Source organism: Tardiphaga sp. 37S4 (genome assembly GCF_021044645.1).
In the GTDB taxonomy this organism is placed as follows: Bacteria; Pseudomonadota; Alphaproteobacteria; order Rhizobiales; family Xanthobacteraceae; genus Tardiphaga; species Tardiphaga robiniae.
Window position 1 is genome coordinate 4,764,385 of sequence record NZ_CP088008.1, and the last position, 25,347, is coordinate 4,789,731.

Genomic DNA, 25,347 nt, shown 5'->3' on the forward strand with positions numbered 1-25,347 from the left:
CATGACAAGCAAGCTGTTTCCGCTCGGCCGTCCGGCCTTCGTCTCCGACACGCTCGACCGCGCCGCGCATCTGCGCTTCAGCGACGAGAAACTGTTCGCGCTGGAGGGCAAAAGCTCCTCGCGCGCTTATGTGATCTACCGCGACTCGCTGGTCATGAAGAAGGATGGCGATGCCCAGCGCGCGCTGCTGACCATCGACGAGGCGCTGAAATTCGGCGCCAATCCTGGCACTGTCTTTCTGGGCCTACGTGATGGCGATGCCGTATTCGGCATGGGCATCGGCGCACCCGCAGTGGAAAAGCTGCTGACCCGCGACGATGTCGTCGTCAGCGAACTCCGCGGCATGGCCATGCAGGGCATGGTGCCGCCGGAGCAGCTTTCGGCGGTTGCACAGGCCAAGTCGCTCGTCTCCTGGCATCAGCGCCACGGGTTTTGCGCCAATTGCGGCGCCAAGTCGTCGATGGCCGAAGGCGGCTGGAAGCGCGTTTGCCCGAGCTGCAAGACCGAGCATTTCCCGCGTACCGATCCTGTCGTCATCATGTTGGTGGAGAAGGGCGACAAGTGCCTGCTCGGCCGCCAGAAGCAGTTCGCTCCGGGCATGTATTCCTGCCTTGCCGGTTTCGTCGAAGCGGCCGAGACCATCGAGGACGCGGTGAAGCGCGAGATCTTCGAGGAATCCGGCATCCGCTGCACCGACGTCACCTATTACATGACGCAGCCCTGGCCCTACCCGTCATCCCTGATGATCGGCTGTTCGGCGCGCGCCATCAGCGACGAGATTACCGTCGACAAGATGGAACTTGAGGACGCCCGGTGGTTTGACCGTGACGAGGCGATGCTGATGTGGAAACGCGAACACCCGGACGGGCTCGCGGGGCCGCACCCATTCGCCATCGCGCATCATCTGCTCGGTCGCTGGCTGCATCCCGACCAAGCCTGACCACACGGGGAATCCTTCATGAGTGCCAAGCCTGTCCACGTATTGTGTATCGGCCTGCCGGTTCGCGACCTGACCTTTGCCGTCGAAGCCGTCCCGGGGCGTGGCCAGAAATTCCCCTCCCAACGTTTCGCCCAGATCATCGGCGGCAATGCGCTCAACGCCGCCATCGGCGTCAGCCGGCTGGGTGGCCGGGCGTCGATGACCGGGCCGATGGGCGACAAGAACGAGACCGCCGACCAGTTTCTGTTCGATGACCTCGCCAAGGAAGGCATCGACTCCGCGCATCTGGTGCATATGCCGGGTCTGGTGACACCGATCTCGGCCGTCATGATCGACCCTTCGGGCGAGCGCACCATCGTCACCTTTCGCGATCCCGAACTCTGGAAGGTAAAGCTGCCCGACCACGACCTGCTGTTGAAGGACTGCAACGCCATTCTGGTCGAGAGCCGCTGCGCCGGCTTTGCCACCGAGCTGTGCATCGAGGCACGTCATCGCGGCATTCCCGTCGTCGTCGACATCGACAGCACGCTGTCGCAGCGCGAGGGCCTGCTGACCGCCTCCTCGCACCTGATCTTCTCGGACGATGCGCTGCAATCGACCGCCGGCATCACCGACAATCTGAAAGCGCTGCAGAAGATGGCGACGCTCACCTCGTCCTTCCTTGCTGTCACCCGCGGCCCCAAGGGCACCCTGTGGCTCGACGAGCAGGGACATCCCAAGGAAACCCCGGCCTTCCCCGTTCACACCGTGGACACCCTCGGCGCCGGCGACATTTTCCATGGCGCCTTCGCGCTGGAATTCGCGGGCGGCAAGTCGGTACCGGAGGCGCTGCGCTTCGCCTCCGCCGCCGCGGCCCTGAAATGCACCCGCTATGGCGGTGCTTTTGCCTGCCCGCAACGTGCTGAAGTCGAACAGCTTTTGAGGGAATCCAGAGTCGGCGCCCTTAGCTGAGGCGGTACAGGGCTTGCCTTGGAAGAATGTTCTATATATGAGGTTACTCGACCCCATAATTAGAACAAAGTTCTTCCCATGACCGATGTCGCCGACCAGCCCCTTGAATCCACCCGCCGCCTCGATGCGATCGATCGCAAGATCCTGACCGTCCTGCAGGAAGACGCCTCGCTGTCGGTGGCCGAGATCGGCGACCGCGTGGGGCTTTCGTCGACACCGTGCTGGAAGCGCATCCAGCGCCTCGAGGCCGATGGCGTGATCCTCCGCCGGGTTGCCCTGGTCGATCAGAACAAGATCGGCCTCGGTATCTCGGTGTTTGTCTCGGTGGAGAGCGGCGACCATTCCGACGCCTGGCTGAAGAAGTTCGCCGATGCCGTGAGCGCCATGCCCGAAGTCATGGAATTCTACCGGATGGCCGGCGACGTCGACTACATGCTGCGCGTGGTCGTGGCCGACATGCAGAGCTACGACATCTTCTACAAGAAGCTGATCAGTGCCGTGGCCTTGAAGAACGTCACCTCCCGCTTCGCCATGGAGAAGATCAAGTCGGTCACGGCACTGCCGGTGCCGCCCATGCCGGCTGCTTGAGAAATACCGCGCTGTCGTCGCCCTGTCGGACCGGGCGACGACGCCGAAACAAATCAATCATATAATTCGATTGAATCAACAATAATGATCAATTAGATTTATTGATCAAACGGCATGAGGATGTGGCCAAACCGGAGTTTGGCCCATGACCGTTCTTGCCCAAGATGCGAACCGCACCAGCCCGCTTGCTGCTCGCAGCCTCCCGCTTCTCCCCGGATTGGCGCTCACGGCCGCAATCGCTGGCGTCGCATTCGCTTTGCGTGAAATCCCCTATGTCGGCGTCGCCAGTCCGATGATCCTGGCCATCGGCATCGGTATCGCGATCCAGAACACATCCGGCGCGCCGGCTGCGGCCAAAGCCGGCATCAGTTTCTCCATGCGCAGCATCCTGCGCTTCGCCATCATCCTGCTCGGCCTGCAGCTCACCGCGGCGCAGTTGCTGGAAGTTGGCGGCATCGGCTTCGCGGTGATCGCGGCGACGCTCCTTACAACCTTCATCTTCACCACATGGCTTGGCCGCGCGATGGGTATCGACCGCAGACTGGTCGAACTGATCGCCGCCGGCACATCGATTTGCGGCGCGTCCGCCGTGATCGCAACCAACACCGTGACCCGCGCGCCCGATGAGGATGTCGCCTACGCGGTCGCCTGCGTCACCATCTTTGGCTCGATCGCCATGTTCGTCTATCCGCTACTCGGTAGCGTGCTGCAGCTCGACCCACATCATTTCGGGCTTTGGGCTGGCGCATCGATCCACGAGATCGCGCAGGTGGTCGCGGCCACCTTCCAGCAGAGCCGCGACGCCGGCGAATTCGGTACCGTCGCGAAACTCGCGCGCGTGATGATGCTGGCACCGGTGGTGATCACACTTGGCCTGCTGGCGACACAGCGCGCACGCGCCATCGGCGCGGAATCCGGCAGCGCCAAGGTGCCGATGCCGTGGTTCGCCTTCGGCTTCGTGGCGATGGTGATCCTGAATAGCCTCGTTGACGTGCCGCATGCAGCTATGAGCCTGATCATTCCGATCACGACCTTCCTGTTGACCATGGCGCTCGCCGCAATGGGGCTGGAAACCAATATCCAGAAGCTGCGCGCCAAGGGCCTGCGCCCGCTGCTGCTCGGCGCCGCAGCCTTCCTGTTCATTGCCGGCTTCAGCCTCATGCTGGTGAAACTGACTACCTGACGGAGATGCCATGACGCTCGAACAGCTCCGGATATTCGTCGCCGTCGCCGAACACGAGCACATGACGCGGGCTGCCGAGAGTCTGCATCTCACCCAATCGGCCACCAGCGCCGCCATTGCGGCGCTGGAAACGCGCTATGCGACGCAGCTGTTTCACCGCGTCGGCCGCCGCATCGAATTGACCGAGATTGGCCGCGCCTTTCTGATCGAAGCCCGGGCCGTGCTGGCACGCGCTGCCGCCGCGACGACCGTCCTCACCGATATGGCCGGCATGACGCGCGGCTCCCTTGCGCTGGCCGCGAGCCAGACCGTCGGCAACTATTTTCTACCACCCATCATGGCGCGCTATCGCCAGCACTTCCCCGGCATCGACCTCAGCCTCCGCATCGGAAATACCGAACAGGTGGCCGACTGGGTGCGCGATGGCGAAGTCGATCTCGGCATCGTTGAAGGCGCGGTTGACGATCCGGCGCTCGCGACCCAGCCCGTGGGCGACGACGAACTTGTGCTGGTGGTCGGTCAATCGCATCCATGGGCGAAGCAACATGCTGTCGTACCGGGTCAGTTCGCCGAGGCAGACTGGGTGCTGCGTGAAGCCGGCTCCGGCACGCGCGCCATCGCGCAATCGGTGCTGGACCAATCAGGAATCGCGCCTGACCACATTCGCGTTGCCATGGAGCTGCCATCGAACGAAGCCGTCTGCGCGGCCGTCGTGGCCGGCGCTGGTGCGAGCATCATCTCACGCCTGGCTGCCGCCGCCTTGATCGGCAGCGGCGATCTCATCGCCCTCGAAGCCTCGCTGCCAACACGGCGCTTCATCCAGCTGCGCCACAAGGAGCGCTATGTGACGCAGGCGGCAAGGGAGATGTCGGAGATGATTGCAACGCCCTAACTTAACCTCTCCCCGCCGGGGAGAGGTGAGCGGAGCGCCGCCAAGCGTCGTCGAGAATCAGATCGTCTGGTTATACGCGCCGACTTCCGGATGCGTCCGCAGCACCACATTCATGGCTTCGAACATGTCGTGCATCCGCGCTTCGGAGACCGGGCTTTCGACCACGACCACCAGCTCCGGCTTATTTGATGACGCCCGCACCAGACCCCAGCTGCCGTCCTCGCAGGTGACGCGCACGCCGTTGACCGTGACGAGATCGCGGATCGATTGTCCTGCGACCTTGTCGCCTTTCTTTTGCGCATCCTCGAAATGCTTCACCACCGCAGCGACGACGCCGTATTTGGTCTCGTCGGCACAATGCGGCGACATGGTCGGCGACGACCAGGTCTTCGGCAGCGCCTCCTTGAGATCGGCCATGGTCTTGCCCGGCGCGCGGTCCATCATTTCGCAGATCGTAATCGCCGAGACGAGGCCGTCGTCATAACCACGCCCCACGGGCGCATTGAAGAAGAAGTGACCGGACTTCTCGAAGCCGGCGAGTGCATTCAGCTCATTGGTGCGGCGCTTCATGTAGGAGTGGCCGGTCTTCCAATAGGTCGTCTTCGCATTCTGCTTCTGCAGCACCGGATCGGTCACGAACAGACCGGTCGATTTCACGTCGACCACGAAGGTCGCATCCTTGTGGACCGCGGACATATCGCGCGCGAGCATCACGCCGACCTTGTCGGCGAAAATTTCCTCGCCGGTGTTGTCGACAACACCGCAGCGATCGCCGTCACCGTCGAAACCGAGACCGACATCGGCCTTGTGTTCAAGCACCGCATCGCGGATCGCATGCAGCATCTCCATGTCTTCCGGGTTCGGATTGTATTTCGGGAAGGTGTGATCGAGCTCTGTATCGAGCGGGATCACCTCGCAGCCGATCGCTTCCATCACTTGTGGTGCGAAAGCGCCGGCAGTGCCGTTCCCGCAAGCCACGACAACCTTCAGCTTGCGCTTCAGCTTCGGGCGATTGGTGAGATCGGCGATATAACGCGCCGGATAGTTTTCGTGGAATTGATAGGAACCACCGGCCTTGTTCTTGAACTCGGCATTGAGCACGATTTCCTTCAGCCGGGTCATCTCGTCCGGACCGAAGGTCAGCGGCTTGCTGGCGCCCATCTTCACACCGGTCCAGCCATTGTCGTTATGCGAGGCCGTCACCATGGCGACACAGGGCACATCGAGATCGAACTGCGCGAAATAGGCCATCGGCGTTACCGCGAGGCCGATATCATGGACCTTGCAGCCGGCGGCCATCAGGCCCGTCATCAGCGCGTATTTGATCGAGGCGGAGTAGCCACGGAAATCATGTCCGGTGACGATTTCCTGCTTCTGGCCGAGTTCTGCAATCAGCGCGCCGAGCCCCATGCCCAGCGCCTGAATGCCCATCAGGTTGATTTCCTTGCCGAACAGCCAGCGCGCGTCATATTCGCGAAAACCCGTGGCCTTTACCATCGGCTCGGATTCGTAAGCGTAGGTATTCGGCACGAGCAAGGGCTTCGGCTTCGGAAACATCGCAGGACCTCGCATCAATTGGGATCAATCTTGAATGCGCAGGCTTAGCCTTTGCGCACGCCTGTGGGAAGGAGCACGGGCATTCAAGAATGCGAGTTTGTTTAGAATTGGGCTGCGGCGTGAATGCGTGGGGGATATGAGGTACTACTGTTCGAGTACCATCCGGCCATTTGCATATTCGAAGCGTTTCAACTTCGAGAGAAACGACAGGCCGAGCAGATTCTCGGACAGTGCCTCATCGGGCAGCACCATCGCATCGACATCACGCACGGTCAGCTCACCGACCTGCACGACAGCGATTCGCGTGCGCGCAGCCTTCAGCGTTCCGTTCGCCGTTGTCACCGTGGCGTTATAATCAGCACGCGACGGACGCAAACCAAATCGTGCCGCCGACTTTTCATTCAATGCGATGACGGACGCGCCAGTATCGACCATGAAACCGATGCGCTGGCCCTCGATACTCCCCTCAGTCTGGAAGTGACCGCGCGCATCGCGCGCAATCGACAGGCTGCGGACACCGGCCTTTGCATTGGCCTGTGTGGTGGGTGCGGGGGATGACGCCTTCGCCATGGCCGGCGTCGTCGCCGTCATCTTGTCGGCCATCTGCGCCATCACGGTGCCCAGACCGATCAGGATCGCCGCGAAGAACATGATACTACGCATACGCAACCTCACTGAACGCAATCAGGGGAACCGCGAGTTCATCACACGGGCTCACCACCGTCCGTTCAGGACGGTCTTACAGACTGCTATTTTCGCGAAAAGGATGAGCGAAGCGTTAATGAGCGGCACTTTGCCTGATGATCACGTCCCGCGCGGCTTCACGCGGCGCGTCGGCAGCGCATTGGCGGGATCTTCCGGCCAGGGATGTCGCGGATAGCGGCCGCGAAGGTCCGAGCGCACGTCGAGGTAGCTGCCCCGCCAGAAGCCCGGTAGATCGCGCGTCACCTGCACCGGCCGCTGCGCCGGCGACAGCAATTCCAGCACCAGCGGCACCTTGCCCTTGGCGACCGACGGATGGGTGTTGAGCCCGAACAATTCCTGCAGACGGACCGCAATGGTCGGCCCCTGCTCGGCTTCGTAATCGATCGCCAGTACCGTCCCCGTCGGCGCCTCGAAATGCGTTGGCGCTTCCTTGTCGAGCCGCGCGCGCAGATCCCAGGGCAGCAGGCCCATCACGGCGTCGGACAGATCGCCCGCCGAAAAGTCCTTCAGCGAGATCTTGTCGAACAGCGCCGGCATCAGCCAGCTTTCGCGCGTCGCGGCAAGCGCAGTGTCGGACAGATCGGGCCACGCGTCGCCTTCCGACGCACGCAGGAACATCACGCGTCCGCGCCACTGCTGCAGCGCCTTGGACCATGGCAGGCGGTCGATACCCGCGGCGACCAGACCGTCGGCGAAGACACGCGCGGTGTCTTCGGACGGTTTCAGCGTGAACGGTGCTTCCGACAACGTGATCGCATGCAGCACACGCTTGCGACGGCCACGCAGCGACATCGATGCGCGATCGAAACTGACATCGTCGGTATTCTCGATCTGATCGGCGAAGCGCGTTTCGATATTGGCCTGCGCGATCGGCGCTGCCAGCAGGATGCGGCCATTGGCGGCGGTTCCGGTGAGTTCGGCAACGGCGATGTAAGGCGCCCGCGCAAGCGCGGCGCTTTGTTCGATCGACGCCCCGCGACCATTGGCCAGCACGAAACTGCCATTGCCGCGGTTCTTGGCCATGCGATCCGGGAAGGCGAAAGCGAGCATGGTGCCGGTGGAAAGCTCCTCGTTCTCTTGGGCAGAAGAGGATTTTTCAACCTGCGACGCCCAGCGCTCTGCGAGCTGCCGGGCGCTACCGGCGCGCTGCGAGCGGTCGCGGCGGAATTGATCGAGGCGGTGGTCGAGATCGACGCTGTCGCCACCAAGGCCACGTTCAGTAAGGACCGCAGCGATCTCGGACGCCTCCTCGCCATAACCAAACCGCGCCGAATCCACGATCATGCGCGCCAGCCGCGGCGGCAGCGCCAGCGCGCGCAGCGCATGGCCTTCCTCGGTAATACGGCCATCACCATCGAGCGCGCCGAGCTCGCCGAGCAGGCCGCGCGCTTCCTTCAGCGCCGGCGCGGGCGGCGGATCGAGGAAGGTCAGTTGCGCGGGATCGCTGACGCCCCATTGCGCGAGATCGAGCACCAGCGTGGACAGATCCGCGCTGAGAATTTCCGGCTGTGTGTAGGCGGGCAATGAGGCAGTCTGCGGCTCGTCCCATAGCCGGTAGCAGATGCCGGGCTCGGTCCGGCCGGCGCGGCCGCGGCGCTGATCGACCGCAGCGCGCGAGGCCCGCACGGTCTCCAGCCGCGTCAGTCCGATATCCGGCTCATAGCGCGGCACACGGGCGACGCCGGAATCCACCACGATGCGCACGCCTTCGATGGTCAGCGAGGTCTCGGCAATCGAGGTTGCCAGCACCACCTTGCGCTGTCCCTTGGGCGCGGGCTGGATGGCACGGTCCTGTACGCCGGCATCGAGTGCACCGAATAAAGGGACGATCTCGATGGACGCGTCCTGCACGCGCTCGGCGAGAAAGTTCTGCGTGCGACGGATTTCCGCGGCACCCGGCAGGAAGGCCAGCACCGAGCCGGGATCGGCACGCAAGGCCGTCGCGATGGCGTCGGCCATCTGCCGCTCGAGCTGGATGTCGGGCTTGCGGCCGAGATAGCGCGTCTCCACGGGATAGGCCCGCCCCTCGCTGGCAATGACCGGTGCATCGCCAAGCAGCTTCGCGATACGTGCGCCGTCGATGGTTGCCGACATCACCAGGATGCGCAGATCCTCGCGCAATCCGGTCTGCGCATCGCGCGCGAGCGCGAGGCCCATATCGGCATCGAGCGAGCGCTCGTGAAATTCGTCGAACAGTACCGCGCCGATATTCTTCAACTCGGGATCGTCGAGGATCTGCCGCGAGAAGATGCCTTCGGTGACTACTTCGATCCGGGTGTTGCGCGAGATCTTGGAGCCGAAGCGGACGCGATAGCCGACGGTCTCGCCGACGCGCTCGCCCAGCGTTTTCGCCATCCGCTCGGCGCTGGCGCGGGCTGCAATGCGCCGCGGCTCCAGCATGATGATCTTCCTGCCCTTCAGCCACGGCGCATCGAGTAGCGCCAGCGGCACGCGCGTGGTCTTGCCGGCGCCCGGCGGCGCCACCAGCACCGCGGCGTTGCCGGCCTCCAGCGCGCCTGACAGGTCGTCGAGCACAGCATCGATGGGCAGGGATGTATCGAAGGTTCGGGTCAAATCGTCATCTTCGCGATGTTCTCGGGGGCATACCAATCTCAGGTGTCATACGCGGGCTTGACCCGCGTATCCATCTTGCTTCGCGAGAAGATGGATCGCCGGGTCAAGCCCGGCGATAACGGTGGAGAGGACGTTGCGCCCCATTCCCCACTCCTTAACGCCCGTTAACCACCCCGCCAAACTCGCCCTGCCGCGACCATTTGCGGGGCATATTTGGGGTTTAGAGAAAGGCAATTGAAACCGATCTCGTCTCATGATCCGGCCAAAAGAAGCGCCGAACAGGGGATACCGATGACCACCAGTGGCACCTTCGCCGTCGCCGATCGCGCGGCGCTGTCAGGGACAGAGCGAATCGACTGGGTCGATTACGCCAAGGGCATCTGCATCATCATGGTGGTGATGATGCATTCGGTGCTGGGCGTCGAACTGGCCGCCGGCCAGACCGGCTACATGCATCTGCTGGTGGCCTTCGCCAAACCGTTCCGGATGCCGGATTTCTTCCTGATCTCCGGGCTCTTTCTGGCCCGTGTCATCGACCGCGACTGGCGGACCTATCTCGACCGCAAGGTCGTCCACTTCCTGTATTTCTATGTGCTGTGGGTGACCATCCAGTTCGGCTTCAAGGCGCCCGGCTTTGCTGCCGAACACGGCTGGGCCTACGTCGCCAATCTCTATCTGATCTCCTACATCGAGCCGTTCGGTACGCTGTGGTTTATCTATATGCTGCCGGTGTTCTTCATCGTCACCAAGCTGGCGCGGCGCGTGCCGCCGCTGCTGATCTGGGGCATCGCCGCCGCACTGGAGATGGCGCATATCAGCACCGGCTGGACGATGATCGACGAGTTCTGCTCGCGCTTCGTCTATTTCTATTCGGGCTACCTGTTCGCGACGCAGGTCTTCGCGCTGTCCGATCGCGCACGGGCCAAACCAGTGATGGCGCTGGTCGGCCTTGCGGCCTGGGCGCTGGTCAATGCCGCTCTCGTCTATGACGGCTGCAGCGAATGGCCAGTGATCTCGCTGATGCTCGGCTTTGCCGGCGCGGTCGCGATCATCGTGATGGGCACGCTGCTAGCGAAGATGCAGTGGCTCGGCTTCATCCGCTTCTTCGGCGAGCATTCCATCGTGATCTATCTCGCCTTCTTCCTGCCGATGGCGACATCCCGCGCGCTGTTGCTGAAATTCAGCCCGTTCGACATCGGCACGATCTCGCTGCTGGTGACACTCTGCGGCGTCATCGGCGCGCTGGTGATCTGGAGGCTCGCGCTGATGGTCCGTGCGAACTTCCTGTTCGAGCGCCCGGCCGCGTTCTGGATTGCGCCGAAAAAGAAAAGCGCGACGCTGCAGGCGGCGGAGTAGAACTTACACCGCCGTCGGCGACCTTCCGTCATCGAGCTTCACGCCGTCCTTCATGCCCTCAATTTTGGCGCGGAAAGCTTCCGCATCGCCGAAATCTGCAAATCCGACATAATGCGGATGCGGGCCGAGCACGCGGCGCGCATGCTTGATCGGACACCAATAAACCTCGGTGCGCGCGGCAACCTCGCGCACGAAGGCGGCCACGCCGTTACAGTATGAGCAATAGGCGCAGTTCACCTTCTCGATGATGTTGAGATAAGCGAGGTGATGCCGGTCGAACACCAGATAGTCGCGCCGCCGCACCTTGGGGATACCGTAGATCGGAAAGCAGACCGCCTGATAGGCCATCACCCAGAGATCGATCAGTACGAAGGGGATGATCAGTGAATAGATCACCGGAGCGGACAACACGATCAGCGGATTGGCGCTGAAGAGGTATTTCGACGCCCCCACCTTGATGGCGCGCTGCAGCTTCTCGATATCCTGCTCGAAGACAATCTTGCGCCGCTCGAAACGGAAGCGCAGCTCTTCCCGCCGGCGGGTCAGCTCGGCCTCGATCTCGGCCTCCACGCCCTTCAACTTGTCCATCAGTTCAGCGAGCTCGGGCATGAATGGTCCTTCGATTGGCAATGACCGGCGCAAGGGCACATGGAACAGGGCGCGACGCAAGCCGGGCGGCATCACAAAAACCGGCGGGATGACTGGCTGACAGACTGTCATTTCCGGCGAAAATCCTTAAGTTGCGGCCATGCCGAAAACCTCAGAAACAGCCGCCGCCAAGCCCGCCACCGTCAAGGCCCTCGCGAAGGGTGACCATGTCTTTCTGGTCGACGGCTCGTCCTATATTTTCCGCGCCTATCACGCACTGCCGCCGCTGAACCGCAAATCCGACGGGCTGCAGGTCAATGCGGTGCTGGGCTTCTGCAACATGCTGTGGAAGCTGATCCGCGACATGCCGCCGGACAACCGGCCGACGCATCTGGCGATCATCTTCGACAAGTCGGAAGTGACCTTCCGCAACAAGCTCTACCCCGAATACAAGGCGCACCGGCCACCGGCGCCGGACGACCTGATCCCGCAATTCGCGCTGATCCGCGACGCCGTCCGCGCCTTCGACCTGCCGAGCATCGAGCAAGGTGGGTTCGAAGCCGATGACCTGATCGCGACCTATGTCCGCGAGGCCGGTGAACGCGGCGCCACCGCCACCATCGTATCCTCCGACAAGGATCTGATGCAGCTCGTGACCGAACAGGTCACCATGTACGACACCATGAAGGATCGCCGCCTCGGCATCGCCGAGGTGATCGAGAAATTCGGCGTGCCGCCGAACAAGGTTGTCGAAGTGCAGGCACTGGCCGGCGACAGCGTCGACAACGTGCCGGGTGTCCCCGGCATCGGCATCAAGACCGCTGCGCAACTGATCACCGAATATGGCGATCTTGAAACGCTGCTGAACCGCGCTGGCGAGATCAAGCAGCCGAAGCGCCGTGAGTCGCTGATCGAGCACGCCGAGAAGGCGCGCATCTCGCGGCAGCTCGTGCTACTCGACGACAAGGTCGCCCTCGACGTGCCGCTCGATGACCTCGCGGTGCATGAGCCCGACGCACGCAAGCTGATCGCGTTCCTGAAGGCGATGGAATTCTCGACGCTGACGCGCCGTGTCGCTGAATATGCCGAGATCGATCCGGCGGATGTGGAGGCCGACAGCGCGACGAAGAGCAGCTCCGCGCCCTCCGCCCCCTCCCCCCTTGCGGGGGAGGGCCGGGGTGGTGGGTCCACAAGCGAGGGCGATCTGTTTGGCTCACCCCCCTCCCCAACCCTCCCCCGCCTAGCGGAGCTTCGCTCCGCGCGGGGGGGAGGGAGTCCCTCGCGTCCGTCGAGCAGCAGCGCTCATATCGAAGCACCTGTTCACGCCAACCGTTCTGCCCTCACCCCGATCTCGCTGGCCAAGGCCCGCGCCGAAGCCGCGCGCAAGATGCCAGTGAAGCGCGAGACCTATCAGCCTGTACGCTCCCTGAAAGAGCTCGAGCTATGGATCTCCCGCATCCTCGATACCGGTCACGTCGCATTCGAATGCAAGGCGTCGTCGATCGATCCGATGCAGGCCGACATGGTCGGCATCGCGCTGTCGCTCGGTCCGAATGATGCCTGCTATGTGCCGCTGGCCCATCGCCAATCCGGCGATGGCGCAGGCCTGTTCGCCGCCGATCTCGAGCCCGACCAGATCAAGGCTGCCGATGCGCTTGAAGCGCTGAAACCGGTGCTGGAATCCGCGGGCCTGCTGAAGATCGGCTTCAACATCAAGTTTACCGCGGTGCTGCTCGCACAGCACGGCATCACGCTGCGCAATCATGACGACGTGCAACTGATGTCCTATGCGCTCGACGCCGGGCGCAACGCCCATGGCCTCGATGCGCTCGCCGAGATCTGGCTCGGCCATGCCATGTTGACCTTTGGCGAACTGATCGGCTCCGGTAAGGGCAAGCTGACGTTCGAGCAGGTCAAGATCGACCGCGCCACGGCCTATGCCGCCGAAGACGCCGACGTGCTGCTGCGGCTGTGGAATGTGCTGAAGCCGCGGCTTGCGGCCGAGCACATGACCACCGTCTATGAAACGCTGGAGCGGCCGCTGATTTCCGTGCTGGCCCGCATGGAGCGCCGCGGCATTTCCATCGACCGTCAGGTATTGTCGAAACTCTCGGCCGACTTCGCGCAGACCGCTGCGCGCATCGAAGCCGAAATCCGAGAGATTGCCGGCGAAGAGGTCAATATCGGCAGTCCCAAGCAGCTCGGCGACATCCTGTTCGGCAAGATGGGCCTGCCGGGCGGCAGCAAGACCAAGACCGGCGCCTGGTCGACGTCCGCGCAGGTGCTCGATGACCTCGCCGAACAGGGCCACGAATTCCCGCGCAAGATTCTCGACTGGCGACAGGTGTCGAAACTGCGTTCGACCTATACCGACGCGCTGCCGAATTACGTGCATCCGCAGACCCACCGCGTTCACACCACCTACGCGCTGGCAGCGACGACCACGGGACGCCTGTCGTCCAACGAACCGAACCTGCAGAACATTCCGGTGCGTACCGAGGATGGCCGCAAGATCAGGCGTGCCTTCATCGCCGCGCCCGGCCACAAGCTGGTGTCTGCCGATTATTCGCAGATTGAATTGCGACTGCTGGCAGAGATCGCCGATATCGCTGTGCTGAAACAGGCCTTCCAGGACGGGCTCGACATTCACGCCATGACGGCTTCGGAAATGTTTGGCGTGCCGGTCAAGGACATGCCGGCGGAAATCCGCCGCCGCGCCAAGGCGATCAATTTCGGCATCATCTACGGCATTTCGGCCTTCGGCCTCGCCAACCAGCTCAGCATCCCCCGCGAGGAAGCCGGAGCCTATATCAAGAAATACTTCGAGCGCTTCCCGGGCATCCGCGCCTATATGGACCAGACGCGTGATTTCTGCCGGGAGCACGGCTATGTGCAGACCCTGTTCGGGCGTAAATGTCATTACCCCGACATCAAGGCCTCGAACGCCTCGATCCGCGCCTTCAACGAACGCGCCGCCATCAATGCGCGCCTGCAGGGCACCGCGGCCGATATCATCCGCCGCGCCATGACTCGGATGGAAGATGCACTGGCGGAGAAGAAGCTGTCAGCGAAGATGCTGCTGCAGGTGCATGACGAACTGATCTTCGAGGTCCCCGACGACGAAGTCGCGGCGACGCTGCCGGTCGTGCAGCACACGATGCAGGACGCGCCGTTCCCGGCGGTGCTGCTGTCGGTGCCACTGCAGGTCGATGCGCGCGCGGCGGATAACTGGGAAGAGGCACATTAACGCCGGATGTGAGATGCACCGGCTCGTGTAGTTCACGACCGGCTACCACATAAAAATTGTCATTGCCGGGCTTGACCCGGCAATCCATCATCTTCGCATGAGTTATTGGGTCTACATTCTGGCAAGCAAGCTGGGTGGAACGCTCTATGTGGGCGTGACCAATGATCTCATTCGCCGCATCTACGAACACCGTGAAAAACTGGCGCCAGGCTTTACGAAAAAGTACGACGTCACGCGCCTTGTCTATTTCGAGCAGCACGATTCGATCACCATCGCGATCCAGCGCGAGAAGAACATCAAGCACTGGTCGCGTGAGTGGAAAATCGATCTGATCCGGTCGATGAATCCGGATTGGCGCGACTTGTGGCATGATATAGTCCGCTGACGCGGACGATGGATGGCCGGGTCAAGCCCGGCCATGACACCTGTGGGCACATCCGCTTACCAGCCCAGTGAGATTCACAAACGATTTCGACTATCTGCGATGCCGAATCTGAAATGGTTCGACGCCATCCCATGGGCTAAACAACGACCATTCCCAGCCAGCGAATGGTCCCATGCCCCATCTCACATCCCTGCTCGGTTTTGCCCTCGTCTCGCTCGGCATGGTGCTGACGCCGGGACCGAACATGATCTATCTGATCTCGCGCTCGATCACGCAGGGGCCTGCGGCCGGCATGGTGTCGCTCGGCGGTGTGGCACTGGGCTTCATCTTCTACATGCTGTGCGCGGCCTTCGGCATCACGGCGCTGCTGTTCGCGGTGCCCTATGCCTATGACGCGCTGCGTCTTGCAGGCGCAGCCTATCTGCTGTGGCTGGCATGGCAGGCGCTGAAGCCGAACGGACGCTCGCCGTTCCAGGTCAAGAAGCTGGCGATCGACAGCCCACGCAAACTGTTCGTCATGGGCTTCGTGACCAATCTGCTCAATCCGAAGATCGCGATGCTGTATCTGGCGCTGCTGCCGCAATTCATCGATCCCACGGCGGGCAGCGTGCTGACGCAGTCGCTGGTGCTGGGATCGACGCAGACCATCATCAGCGTCGGCGTCAACGGACTGATCGCGCTCGGCGCCGGGTCGATCGCGCTGTTTCTCGGCGAACGACCGACCTGGCTCAAGCTGCAGCGCTGGCTGATGGGCACGGTGCTGGCCGGCCTCGCCGTGCGGATGGCGCTGGAAACGCGGAAGGCGTGATCTTCCTAACCTCGCCCCGCTCTTTGCGGGGAGAGGTCGCGCCCACCTTTGCGCGCGGGTGAGGGGCAGGACACCGGGCCTGCCTCACGAACAGTCTATCGGATCGGAAAGTCGAACCACGCGTTGCGTAATACGCGAGTAGCACGGACGTTGTGACGTCAGCGCCATGCCCCTCACCCCAGCCCTCTCCCCGCAAAGGGCGGGGAGAGGGAGCCGACCTCAATCCAGCTTCGCCTCCATGCCGCGCTTCACGCCGGGCCGCGCCATCAGCGTGTCGTACCAGCGGCCGACATTCGGGAAATCGGCGAACGACACCTTGTGGCGCTCATGGCGCCAGGCCCAGCCGAGGACGGCGAAATCGGCCACCGACAGCGCGCCGGCGACGAATTTGTGGTCGGCCAAGCGACGATCCAGCACGCCATAGAGCCGGCGCGTCTCATCGGAATAGCGCTTCAGCCCATAGGCCCGCTGGGTCTCATCTTCCAGCGCGATGAAATGATGCACCTGGCCGGGCATCGGACCGAAGCCCCCCATCTGCCACATCAGCCATTCCAGCACCGGAATCCGCTCGCCGAGAGATTTCGGCAGGAATTTGCCGGTCTTTTCGCCGAGATAGAGCAGGATGGCGCCGGATTCGAACACGCTGACCGGCTTGCCATCCGGCCCGTCGGGATCGACGATGGCCGGGATCTTGTTGTTCGGGCTGATTTTCAGGAATTCGGGCTTCATCTGCTCGCCCTTGCCGATATGCACCGGGAAGACCTTGTAAGGTAGGCCCATTTCCTCCAGTGCGACGGAGATCTTGCGGCCATTCGGCGTATTCCAGGTGTGCAGCTCGATAGTCATGCGATTCCTCTTCCGGTCTTGCCCGATCTTGTTGCCCGGTCTGTAGCATCGTCACGATGGGCGGTAAAACGGCCCGAGAGTGTTGACGAGGCCCGTGCCAGTCTGGAATGTGCCGGAAAGCGCCGATAGATTGCGCCCGGTTCAGCACAGAGACCGTTTCAACAGAGACATGCCATTGACCAAATCAGCCGCCCGCGCCCGCCTGTTCGAGATCATCCGCGACCGTTCGTTCGGTTACGGCGAGATCACGCTGGCTTCGGGCCGCAAGAGCAATTTCTATTTCAACCTGAAACCCACGATGTGCCACCCGGAAGGCGCGGCCCTGCTGGCTGAGCTGACCTACGACGCGCTGCGCGACGACAATCTCGATTATGTCGGCGGCCTCGAAATGGGCGCCGTACCGCTGGCCGGCGCGCTGGCGCAGCTCTCCTGGCTGAAGAACCATCCGATCGCGGCCTTCTTCGTCCGCAAGAAGCCGAAGGAACATGGCGCGCGCCTCGCTGTGGAAGGCCTCGCCAAGGGCGAGACGCTGGAGGGTAAGCGCATCGTCATCGTCGAGGACGTCACCACCACTGGTGGCTCTGCCGTGAAGGCGCTCGAAGCCGTGCGCGAGGCCGGCGGCGAAGTCGTGCTGGTCTTCACCATGGTGGACCGCGACGAAGGCGCAGCCGAGACCTTTGCCAAGGCCGGCGTGGCGTTTCGCTCGCTTTACAAGGCCGGCGAATTTCTGAAGGGTTGATCCTTCATCGGCTCCGTTCGCGCACAATGCGCGCAAGGATGCAGTGAAAGGTCACCTTTTGCTTCGCTTCATCGCCCTCGCTGCTTTGCTCCTCATTGTCACGCTTGCGCCCGACATGGCGCATGCAGCCGAGGGCGGCCTCGATGGCACCAGGCTGTCGCTGCTGTGGGCATTACCATTTGCCGGCATCCTGCTCTGCATCGCCACGGGGCCGGTGCTCTATCATCATCTGTGGGAGCACCATTACGGCAAATTCGCCGCGTTCTGGGCCACGTTGGTGATCGTGCCGCTGTTCTTCGTGACTGATGCAACGACCGTGGTGCACACGCTCTCCTACACCGTGCTGCTCGAATATCTGCCGTTCATTCTGCTACTGCTGGCGCTGTTCACCGTGGCCGGCGGAATCTATGTCGAGGGCAACCTGCATGACAGCGTGTTCACCAATACGGCGCTGCTGGGCTTCGGCACGCTGATCGCCAGCGTCGTCGGCACCACCGGCGCGTCGATGATCCTGATCCGGCCGCTGATCCGCGCCAATGACGATCGTCGCACTAACGTCCACGTGGTGGTGTTCTTCATCTTCCTCGTCTCGAATATCGGCGGCTCGCTCTCACCACTCGGCGACCCCCCACTCTTCCTCGGCTTCCTCCGCGGCGTCGATTTCTTCTGGACCACGGTGCACATTTTTCCGGAAACGCTGTTCGCGGCCGGCATCGTGCTGGCGATCTTCATGGTGCTCGATGTCTGGCTGCATCACCGCGAAGGCAATCTGCCTGCGAAGAAAGATCCGACGCCGGATTCGCCACTGCATCTCCATGGTAAGATCAACCTGCTGCTGCTGGTCGTGATCATCGGCGCAATCCTGATGAGTGCAAGCTGGAAGCCCGGCATCACTTTCACCGTACTCGGCACGCCGCTTGCATTGCAGGATTTGCTGCGCGACGTGACCTTCGTGCTGGTGACATTTGCGTCGCTGTGGCTGACAAAGACCGAGCACCGCAAGGCGAACGATTTCAAATGGGGGCCGATCGAGGAAGTCGCACTGCTGTTCGCCGGCATTTTCATTTGCATCGTGCCGGTCATGGCCATGCTGCAGGCTGGCGCCAATGGCCCGTTTGCGCCGCTGGTGGCGCTCGTCAGCCATGCCGACGGTACGCCGAACAATGCCGCTTATTTCTGGCTGACCGGCATCCTGTCGTCGTTCCTCGACAATGCGCCAACCTATCTGGTGTTCTTCGAACTCACCGGCGGTGACGCCAAGACATTGATGGCATCGGGCGCGGCGACGCTGGCGGCGATTTCAGCAGGCGCAGTGTTCATGGGCGCCAACACCTATATCGGCAACGCGCCGAATTTCATGGTCTATGCCATTGCCCGCGACGCGGGCATAAAAATGCCAAGCTTCTTCGGTTACATCCTGTGGTCGGGTGCGGTGCTGATCCCGGTCTTCCTGGTGATGACATGGGTGTTTTTCATCTAGCGCGCCGCGCTGGTTACCATTCATTTACCATGACGCCCTAACATGACACCGCACCGGAGCGTTTTCGCTCGGGCACTGACATGCGGTCGCGGAGCTGGCGTTGCGTCACAATCGAACATCCTCGCGTGTCGTGCGTCCCCTGGTGCTGCTGACGGCGATGAGTCTCGTCGCACTGACCCCGCAGATGGCATCTGCGCAAAATTTCTTCGACTTCCTGTTCGGCGGCGGCCAGCCGCAGAAACAGCAACAGCGCCGCGGCGCGCCCGCGCCGGAGAGCAATTTCTTCTCCGATCCGTTCGGCCTCAACACGCCGGCCGAAGCGCCGCCGCCCCAGCGCAGCGCATCTATCGGCGGCTCCGGTCCCGCCTTCTGCGTGCGCACCTGCGACGGCAAGTATTTTCCGCTAGGTCGCGGCATGAGCCCGGCGCAGATGTGCCAGGCATTCTGCCCGGCGGCGACCACCAAGGTCCTGTTCGGCAGCAGCATCGAGAACGCATCATCGAGCACCGGTGAGCGTTACAACGATCTGGAAAACGCCTTCGCCTATCGCAAGGCGCTGAAGGCCGACTGCACCTGCAACGGCCGCGATCCCTCCGGCCTCGCGCCGGTCGATCTGACGCTCGATACATCGCTGCGTCCCGGCGATGTGATCGCGACGACCAACGGTCTCGTCGCTTTCTCGGGCGTCCGTACCGGCAACACCCAGACCGCGGAATTCACGCCGGTGGCGAATTATCCCGGCCTGACCTCGGATGTCCGTGCCCGGCTCGGCGAGATGAAGGTGGCACCGGTCTCTGCAGAAATGATCACCGACGAAGCGCCCATGTCCGAAGCCGCGCGTGATGCAGCGCCGGCTGCTGCTACGACCGTCGTGCCGAAGAGCGCGCCAACGGCCCGTGCCAAGCGCGCCGAGCTTCAGTAGATCATCGCCCGACGATGACGCCGATCACGTTCGGCGCCGAGAGATACTTCTCTTCGATCTCGGCACGCGCCGCAGCGCGATTCTCCGGCGTCAGCAATCCGCGCTTCTCGGCGAGAATCATCCAGCAATAGCCCCACCAGTCCGTCAGCATGCCGTGGTCGTCGACGAGGTCGTAGCCCTGTTCCGCGGCGAAAATCCGCGCATGCGCCTCGTCGAGCTGATCGAGCCAGGCGTGATCTTCCAGCGAGAACAGGTCATCGCTGATGTCGTCCGTCGTATAGCCCCAGACCGAGAGGCAAACGGTGTTGAACTCGCGATCGATCTGATCGTCATCGATCGGATGCCGGCGCGCCATCAAATGCAGCCGCGACAGCGACCGCGCAAAGTCGGCTATGCGGGTGAGAGCAAACTGATCGAAGGCAATGGTGGACATCTAGTCCTCGCGAGCTTGAACAGACCATAGATATTGTAGGCGAAGGAAACGAATCACCTCGGAATATCAATAGCTTACTAATTTGTTCTTAATTTGTTCCAATTTTTATAAATTCGGTTCTCGCGTGCCTGCCCAAATCCCGGGCAGCTCCATGGCAAAAGCTCGCCACCCCCACGGGTTCCGGGAGCAGCCAAATGCGCGTATGATTTTGGTCAGTGACACAGCTCAGGATGGCCGGTTTGTCAGATCTATCAGTCCCAGCAAAATTCCAGCCCGAGAATACGGCTGTCGATGAACTGGCGCTTGCCGACATCAAGAGCGCTATCCTCGTCAAGTTGAGGCTGGCAATCGGCAAGGAAGCCGCATTCGCCACCAAGCACGACTGGTACAAGGCTGCCGCCCTGACGCTGCGCGACCGCATGGTGCATCGCTGGCTGAGCTCGGACAAAGAGAGCTACGACGCCGGCCGCAAGCGGGTCTATTACCTCTCGCTGGAATTCCTGATCGGCCGCCTGTTCACCGATGCGCTGAACAATATGGGCCTGCTGCCGCTGTTCGAAGCCGCGCTCGGCGATCTTGGTGTCGGCCTCGACGAACTCCGCAAATGCGAGCCCGATGCAGCGCTCGGCAATGGCGGCCTCGGCCGCCTCGCCGCTTGCTTCATGGAGAGCATGGCAACGCTCGGCATTCCAGCTTTTGGCTACGGCATCCGCTACAACTTCGGCCTGTTCCGTCAGGTCATCTCGCACGGCGTGCAGCAGGAATATCCCGACGAGTGGCTCGGCTTTGGCAATCCGTGGGAACTACCGCGGCGGGAAGTCACGTATAACGTCTATTTCGGTGGCAGCATCGAGACCGTCGAGGACGGCAAGGGCCGCAAGCAGGTCATCTGGCATCCCGGCGAGACCGTCGAGGCCGTTGCCTATGACACGCCCATCGTCGGCTGGCGCGGCCAACATGTGAACGCGCTGCGGCTGTGGTCGGCGCGCGCGCCGGATCCGCTGCGGCTCGACGTCTTCAACACCGGCGACTATGTCAGCGCCAGCGCCGAGCAGGCGCGCGCCGAAGCGATCTGCAAATTCCTCTATCCGAACGACGAGAGCGCCGCCGGCCGCGAATTGCGTCTGCGCCAGGAATACTTCTTCGTCTCCGCCTCGCTGCAGGATCTGGTGAAGCGTCACCTCCATTCCGACGGCAATCTGCGTGGCCTCGCCAACAAGGCGGCGGTGCAGATGAACGACACGCATCCGAGCCTGGCCATCGCCGAGCTGATGCGCATCCTGGTCGATCAGCACAATATGCGCTGGGATGCCGCCTGGCAGATCACCAACGCGACCTTGTCCTATACCAACCACACGCTGCTGCCCGAAGCGCTGGAGACCTGGCCGGTCGAACTGTTCCAGCGTCTGCTGCCGCGGCATCTCGAAATCATCTACCGCATCAACGAAGCGCATCTCGACCGCGCCGATGCGACGCGCCCCGGCGACACCGCCTATCGCGCTTCGGTCTCGATCATCGACGAGACGTCAGGTCGGCGCGTGCGCATGGGCAATCTCGCTTTCATCGGCTCGCACCGCATCAACGGCGTCTCGGCGATGCATTCGGAGCTGATGAAGGAGACCGTGTTCCACGATCTCAACCAGCTCTATCCCGGTCGCATCACCAACAAGACCAACGGCATTACTTTCCGCCGCTGGCTGATGCTGGCCAATCCGAAGCTCACCGACCTGTTGCGCGCCACTTGCGGCGAAGCCGTGCTCGACGATCCCACGCGGCTCATCAAGCTCGAGGCTTTTGCCGGCGATGCCGCGTTCCAGCAAGAATTCCGCAAGGTCAAACATCACAACAAGCTCGCGCTCGCGCGCGTGATTGGCGAGAAGCTCGGCGTACAGGCCGATCCCTCGGCGCTGTTCGACGTGCAGATCAAGCGCATCCACGAATACAAGCGACAATTGCTCAACCTCATTGAAACAGTCGCGCTGTATCAGGCGATCAAGGACGAGCCCAGCAAGGACTGGGTGCCGCGCGTCAAGATTTTCGCCGGCAAGGCGGCGGCGAGCTATCGTTACGCCAAGCTGATCATCCGCCTCATCAATGACGTCGCCGAGACCGTCAACAACGATACGACGATCGGCGGCAAGTTGAAGGTCGCGTTCCTGCCTGACTACAATGTCAGCCTAGCGGAAGTCATCATTCCCGCGGCCGATCTGTCCGAGCAGATCTCCACCGCCGGCATGGAAGCCTCCGGCACCGGCAATATGAAACTCTCGCTGAACGGCGCGCTGACCATCGGCACGCTGGACGGCGCCAATATCGAAATCCGCGACAATGTCGGCCCGGAGAATATCGCGATCTTCGGTATGACCGCCGCCGAAGTTGTCGAGCGCCGTGCCAAGGGCCTGGATGCCTCTGACGTCATCAACAAGTCGCCCAATCTCGGCCGCGCGATCCAGGCGATCGAGACCGGCGCATTCTCGCCGGATGATCCCGGCCGCTATGCTTCCGTCGGCCACGCGCTGCGCCACCTCGATCACTATGTGGTCTCGGCCGACTTCGACTCCTATTACGAAGCCCAGCGCGGCATCGACACGCGGTGGAGGGCCGGCTCAGCCTGGAGCCGCGCTGCGATTCTCAACACCGCCCGGATGGGATGGTTCTCGTCAGACCGCACCATCCGCGAATATGCCGATGATATCTGGGGCGTGCCGGTTGCTGGCGATCTGCCGGGCACACCGAGTCTGCAGGCACGAAAGGCAACGTAAGCGCGACGGTGCTCACGCGCGATACGCAACGAGCACCGCGCCGCAGGCGATCAGGATGACGCCGAGCCAGTTCGGCAGCGACAATTTCTCGCCAAGAAACAACACGGCAAACACCGCCACGAACACCACACTGAGCTTGTCGATCGGCGCCACCTGCGCGGCATTGCCAAGTTTCAGCGCGCGGAAGTAGCAGATCCACGATGCTCCAGTCGCGAAACCAGACAGCACCAGAAACACCCACGTCTTCGCTGATACATTGGACGGCGACTGCCAGTTGCCGGTGACATAGACCATCATGCCCGCGGACAGCAGGATAACGATGGTACGGATGAAAGTGGCAAAATCGGAATTGACGTTCTCGATGCCGACCTTGGCGAAGATCGCCGTGAGCGCCGCAAAGCCCGCGGACAGCAGCGCCCAGAACGGCCAGGTGAGCATGACGTTTTTCATATCGAAGCAGCCCTCAAACTCTTAGCTGTCATGGCAAGCGGCCCTCGCGGCGACAATCCCATCTTCGCTTGTAACACTGGACTGCATCACTCCTTGCCCGAGGATGGCCTTAAATTTTGTCCATCAAACAAAAAGGGCGGCCTTGCGGCCGCCCTTTCGCATTCATAATCGCTGCAGCGAATTACTCCGCGGCCAGCTTCACATCCGGCGCAGCGGCGCGGACATCCGCATCGACCTGCGCTTCGAACTTGGCGAAGTTCTTCTGGAACATACCGACCAGCTTGCGCGCGGTGGCATCGAACTCGGCCTTATCCTTCCAGGTGTTTACCGGATTGAGGATTTCCGACGGCACGCCATCCAGCGCGGTCGGGACCGCGAAGCCGAAATACTTATCGGTGCGGAATTCCACGTTGCGCAGCGAGCCGTTCAGCGCGGCGGTCAGCAGCGCGCGGGTCACCTTGATCGGCATGCGCGAGCCGACGCCGTACTTGCCACCTGTCCAGCCGGTATTGACCAGCCAGCAGTCGACATTGTGCTTGGCGATCAGGTCGCGCAGCATGTTGCCATAGACCGAGGGATCGAGCGGCAGGAAAGGCGAGCCGAAGCAGGTCGAGAATTCCGGCTCCGGATCGTTGCCGAGACCGCGCTCGGTGCCGGCGACCTTGGCGGTGTAGCCGGACAGGAAGTGATACATCGCCTGCGCCGGAGTCAGCTTGGCGATCGGCGGCAGCACGCCAAACGCGTCGGCGGCGAGCATCACCACGTTCTTCGGCTGCGGCGCGCGGCCGGTGCGCGAGGCATTCGGGATGAAGTCGAGCGGATAGGCGGAACGGGTGTTCTCGGTCTTCGAGCCATCGTCGAAATCCGGCAGGCGGGTATTGGCGTCGAGCACGACGTTTTCCAGCACCGCACCGAAGCGCTTGCTCGCCGCATAGATCGCGGGCTCGGCTTCTTCGGAGAGTTTGATGGTCTTGGCGTAGCAGCCGCCTTCGAAATTGAAGATACCGTCCTTGCCCCAACCATGCTCGTCGTCGCCGATCAGCGTGCGCTTCGGATCGGCCGAGAGCGTGGTCTTGCCGGTGCCCGACAGGCCGAAGAAGATCGCGCTGTCGCCGTCGGGGCCGACATTGGCCGAGCAATGCATCGGCAACACGCCCTTGGCAGGCAGATAGTAGTTCAGCGTAGTGAAGACCGACTTCTTCATTTCGCCGGCATAATAAGACCCGCCGATCAGGACGATCTTGCGGGCGAAATCGATGGCCACGACGTTTTCCGAGCGGCAGCCGTGACGTTTGGGATCGGCCTTGAAGCTCGGCAGGTCGATGATGGTGAGTTCAGGCACGAAGTCCTTCAACGCAGCGGCTTCCGGACGGATCAGCAGCGTGCGGATGAACAGGGAGTGCCATGCGAGTTCGGTGAACACGCGGGTCTTGATCTGAAAACTCGGATCGGCGCCGCCATAAAGGTCCTGCGCGAACAGGGTCATGCCTTCGGCGTGCTTCTTGAAATCGATATAGAGCGCTTCGAACTGCTCCGGCGTGATCGCCTGATTGCCAGCCCACCACATCTGTTCGGTGGAAGCGTCCTTGACGGTGAACTTGTCCTTCGGGCTGCGGCCGGTGAATTCACCCGTGTCAGCACAGAGCGCGCCATCGGACGACAATTCGGCTTCGCCGTTACGCAGCGAATATTCGTAAAGCTGCGGCGCGCCGAGATTCCAGTTCACCGCTTTGAGATTTTTCAGTCCGAATTTGTCGGCGCCATAGGCACCGTTGCGTACGCCCGTCTCTTGCACGGAATATTCCTCCTTGAGTCCGCATATCCGACCTGTGCAACTGTCTTCAATCGCACGTCAGCAGCGGTAGCCGTCATTATAACCACCGAGGCCGTAACCCGGCGATCTAATAGTGACGAAGATGTGAAATGCCAAGCTGCTGTCCG

The 25,347-nt window shown here is 62.2% G+C and carries 21 protein-coding genes; 13 read left to right on the plus strand and 8 right to left on the minus strand.

Annotated features, from left to right (window positions below; genetic code table 11):
• The first annotated feature begins 1 nt into the window (after window position 1).
• The 5 genes from nudC to LPB73_RS22715 all read left to right on the plus strand — a co-directional run bounded on the left by nudC (window position 2) and on the right by LPB73_RS22715 (window position 4,554).
• Window positions 2-940 (plus strand): NAD(+) diphosphatase, encoded by a 939-nt coding sequence (gene nudC / locus LPB73_RS22695; protein WP_231078275.1) that lies wholly within the window; start codon window positions 2-4, stop codon window positions 938-940.
• 18 nt (window positions 941-958) lie between these two features.
• A complete protein-coding gene (locus LPB73_RS22700; protein WP_231078277.1) occupies window positions 959-1,891 on the plus strand; it encodes a sugar kinase in 933 nt (310 codons plus the stop codon).
• Window positions 1,892-1,969: 78 nt separating this feature from the next.
• Window positions 1,970-2,479, plus strand: a complete 510-nt coding sequence (locus LPB73_RS22705; RefSeq protein WP_089262825.1) for an Lrp/AsnC family transcriptional regulator — start codon at window positions 1,970-1,972, stop codon at window positions 2,477-2,479.
• Window positions 2,480-2,624: 145 nt separating this feature from the next.
• Entirely contained in the window at window positions 2,625-3,662 is a 1,038-nt protein-coding gene (locus LPB73_RS22710; protein WP_231078278.1) for a YeiH family protein, read from the plus strand.
• A 10-nt stretch (window positions 3,663-3,672) separates the two neighbouring features.
• Entirely contained in the window at window positions 3,673-4,554 is an 882-nt protein-coding gene (locus tag LPB73_RS22715; protein ID WP_231078279.1) for a LysR family transcriptional regulator, read from the plus strand.
• Window positions 4,555-4,611: 57 nt separating this feature from the next.
• Here the strand turns inward: LPB73_RS22715 and LPB73_RS22720 are convergent, their stop codons facing one another.
• The 3 genes from LPB73_RS22720 to hrpB all read right to left on the minus strand — a co-directional run bounded on the left by LPB73_RS22720 (window position 4,612) and on the right by hrpB (window position 9,390).
• Entirely contained in the window at window positions 4,612-6,111 is a 1,500-nt protein-coding gene (locus LPB73_RS22720; protein WP_231078280.1) for a phosphomannomutase/phosphoglucomutase, read from the minus strand.
• Window positions 6,112-6,255: 144 nt separating this feature from the next.
• The gene (locus LPB73_RS22725) at window positions 6,256-6,774 is read right to left on the minus strand and encodes a TIGR02281 family clan AA aspartic protease (protein WP_093759832.1); all 519 of its coding nucleotides are present in this window, start codon (window positions 6,772-6,774) and stop codon (window positions 6,256-6,258) included.
• A 141-nt stretch (window positions 6,775-6,915) separates the two neighbouring features.
• The gene (gene hrpB, locus LPB73_RS22730; protein ID WP_231078281.1) at window positions 6,916-9,390 is read right to left on the minus strand and encodes an ATP-dependent helicase HrpB; all 2,475 of its coding nucleotides are present in this window, start codon (window positions 9,388-9,390) and stop codon (window positions 6,916-6,918) included.
• 291 nt (window positions 9,391-9,681) lie between these two features.
• Between hrpB and LPB73_RS22735 the strand changes: the two genes are divergently transcribed.
• A complete protein-coding gene (locus tag LPB73_RS22735) occupies window positions 9,682-10,746 on the plus strand; it encodes an acyltransferase family protein (RefSeq protein ID WP_231078283.1) in 1,065 nt (354 codons plus the stop codon).
• Between the two features lie 3 nt (window positions 10,747-10,749).
• On the opposite strand, the gene LPB73_RS22740 is transcribed toward LPB73_RS22735, so the two are convergent.
• Complete coding sequence (locus tag LPB73_RS22740) at window positions 10,750-11,355, minus strand: hypothetical protein (protein WP_231078284.1); 606 nt, start codon at window positions 11,353-11,355, stop codon at window positions 10,750-10,752.
• Between the two features lie 139 nt (window positions 11,356-11,494).
• Here LPB73_RS22740 and polA point away from each other — a divergent pair, with 139 nt between their 5' ends.
• From polA to LPB73_RS22755, 3 genes are all read left to right on the plus strand, one after another.
• On the plus strand, window positions 11,495-14,581 hold the full coding sequence (gene polA, locus LPB73_RS22745; protein ID WP_231078285.1) for a DNA polymerase I: 3,087 nt from the start codon (window positions 11,495-11,497) through the stop codon (window positions 14,579-14,581).
• Window positions 14,582-14,678: 97 nt separating this feature from the next.
• Complete coding sequence (locus LPB73_RS22750; protein WP_231078286.1) at window positions 14,679-14,966, plus strand: GIY-YIG nuclease family protein; 288 nt, start codon at window positions 14,679-14,681, stop codon at window positions 14,964-14,966.
• A 172-nt stretch (window positions 14,967-15,138) separates the two neighbouring features.
• Window positions 15,139-15,774, plus strand: coding sequence for a LysE family translocator (locus LPB73_RS22755; protein ID WP_089262849.1), 636 nt, complete (start codon window positions 15,139-15,141; stop codon window positions 15,772-15,774).
• Between the two features lie 219 nt (window positions 15,775-15,993).
• Here the strand turns inward: LPB73_RS22755 and LPB73_RS22760 are convergent, their stop codons facing one another.
• Entirely contained in the window at window positions 15,994-16,620 is a 627-nt protein-coding gene (locus LPB73_RS22760; RefSeq protein WP_231078287.1) for a glutathione S-transferase family protein, read from the minus strand.
• A gap of 175 nt (window positions 16,621-16,795) precedes the next feature.
• On the opposite strand from LPB73_RS22760, the gene pyrE reads away from it, so the two are divergent.
• From pyrE to LPB73_RS22775, 3 genes are all read left to right on the plus strand, one after another.
• On the plus strand, window positions 16,796-17,359 hold the full coding sequence (gene pyrE / locus LPB73_RS22765; protein WP_231078288.1) for an orotate phosphoribosyltransferase: 564 nt from the start codon (window positions 16,796-16,798) through the stop codon (window positions 17,357-17,359).
• A gap of 115 nt (window positions 17,360-17,474) precedes the next feature.
• Window positions 17,475-18,839: a sodium:proton antiporter gene (locus tag LPB73_RS22770; RefSeq protein ID WP_231081224.1), complete on the plus strand. Its 1,365-nt coding sequence runs from the start codon at window positions 17,475-17,477 to the stop codon at window positions 18,837-18,839.
• A 100-nt stretch (window positions 18,840-18,939) separates the two neighbouring features.
• The gene (locus LPB73_RS22775) at window positions 18,940-19,761 is read left to right on the plus strand and encodes a DUF2865 domain-containing protein (RefSeq protein WP_414716819.1); all 822 of its coding nucleotides are present in this window, start codon (window positions 18,940-18,942) and stop codon (window positions 19,759-19,761) included.
• A 1-nt stretch (window position 19,762) separates the two neighbouring features.
• On the opposite strand, the gene LPB73_RS22780 is transcribed toward LPB73_RS22775, so the two are convergent.
• The gene (locus LPB73_RS22780) at window positions 19,763-20,194 is read right to left on the minus strand and encodes a hypothetical protein (RefSeq protein ID WP_089262853.1); all 432 of its coding nucleotides are present in this window, start codon (window positions 20,192-20,194) and stop codon (window positions 19,763-19,765) included.
• Window positions 20,195-20,424: 230 nt separating this feature from the next.
• Here LPB73_RS22780 and LPB73_RS22785 point away from each other — a divergent pair, with 230 nt between their 5' ends.
• Window positions 20,425-22,956 carry a glycogen/starch/alpha-glucan phosphorylase gene (locus tag LPB73_RS22785; protein ID WP_374725709.1) on the plus strand — a complete coding sequence of 844 codons (2,532 nt, stop codon included), beginning with the start codon at window positions 20,425-20,427 and terminating at the stop codon, window positions 22,954-22,956.
• Between the two features lie 12 nt (window positions 22,957-22,968).
• Here the strand turns inward: LPB73_RS22785 and LPB73_RS22790 are convergent, their stop codons facing one another.
• Window positions 22,969-23,406: an EamA family transporter gene (locus LPB73_RS22790; RefSeq protein ID WP_231078292.1), complete on the minus strand. Its 438-nt coding sequence runs from the start codon at window positions 23,404-23,406 to the stop codon at window positions 22,969-22,971.
• Between the two features lie 181 nt (window positions 23,407-23,587).
• On the minus strand, window positions 23,588-25,201 hold the full coding sequence (locus LPB73_RS22795; RefSeq protein WP_093759852.1) for a phosphoenolpyruvate carboxykinase: 1,614 nt from the start codon (window positions 25,199-25,201) through the stop codon (window positions 23,588-23,590).
• Window positions 25,202-25,347 lie beyond the last annotated feature (146 nt).

Coding starts and splice junctions, on each gene's coding strand:
- LPB73_RS22785 (WP_374725709.1), top strand. CDS start 20,425: ATGGCCGGTTTGTCAGATCTATCAGTCCCAGCAAAATTCCAGCCCGAG.
- LPB73_RS22710 (WP_231078278.1), top strand. CDS start 2,625: ATGACCGTTCTTGCCCAAGATGCGAACCGCACCAGCCCGCTTGCTGCT.
- LPB73_RS22780 (WP_089262853.1), bottom strand. CDS start 20,194: ATGTCCACCATTGCCTTCGATCAGTTTGCTCTCACCCGCATAGCCGAC.
- LPB73_RS22760 (WP_231078287.1), bottom strand. CDS start 16,620: ATGACTATCGAGCTGCACACCTGGAATACGCCGAATGGCCGCAAGATC.
- LPB73_RS22735 (WP_231078283.1), top strand. CDS start 9,682: ATGACCACCAGTGGCACCTTCGCCGTCGCCGATCGCGCGGCGCTGTCA.
- LPB73_RS22715 (WP_231078279.1), top strand. CDS start 3,673: ATGACGCTCGAACAGCTCCGGATATTCGTCGCCGTCGCCGAACACGAG.
- nudC (WP_231078275.1), top strand. CDS start 2: ATGACAAGCAAGCTGTTTCCGCTCGGCCGTCCGGCCTTCGTCTCCGAC.
- LPB73_RS22720 (WP_231078280.1), bottom strand. CDS start 6,111: ATGTTTCCGAAGCCGAAGCCCTTGCTCGTGCCGAATACCTACGCTTAC.
- LPB73_RS22740 (WP_231078284.1), bottom strand. CDS start 11,355: ATGCCCGAGCTCGCTGAACTGATGGACAAGTTGAAGGGCGTGGAGGCC.
- LPB73_RS22700 (WP_231078277.1), top strand. CDS start 959: ATGAGTGCCAAGCCTGTCCACGTATTGTGTATCGGCCTGCCGGTTCGC.
- LPB73_RS22770 (WP_231081224.1), top strand. CDS start 17,475: ATGGCGCATGCAGCCGAGGGCGGCCTCGATGGCACCAGGCTGTCGCTG.
- LPB73_RS22790 (WP_231078292.1), bottom strand. CDS start 23,406: ATGAAAAACGTCATGCTCACCTGGCCGTTCTGGGCGCTGCTGTCCGCG.
- LPB73_RS22725 (WP_093759832.1), bottom strand. CDS start 6,774: ATGCGTAGTATCATGTTCTTCGCGGCGATCCTGATCGGTCTGGGCACC.
- LPB73_RS22755 (WP_089262849.1), top strand. CDS start 15,139: ATGCCCCATCTCACATCCCTGCTCGGTTTTGCCCTCGTCTCGCTCGGC.
- LPB73_RS22750 (WP_231078286.1), top strand. CDS start 14,679: ATGAGTTATTGGGTCTACATTCTGGCAAGCAAGCTGGGTGGAACGCTC.
- polA (WP_231078285.1), top strand. CDS start 11,495: ATGCCGAAAACCTCAGAAACAGCCGCCGCCAAGCCCGCCACCGTCAAG.
- LPB73_RS22705 (WP_089262825.1), top strand. CDS start 1,970: ATGACCGATGTCGCCGACCAGCCCCTTGAATCCACCCGCCGCCTCGAT.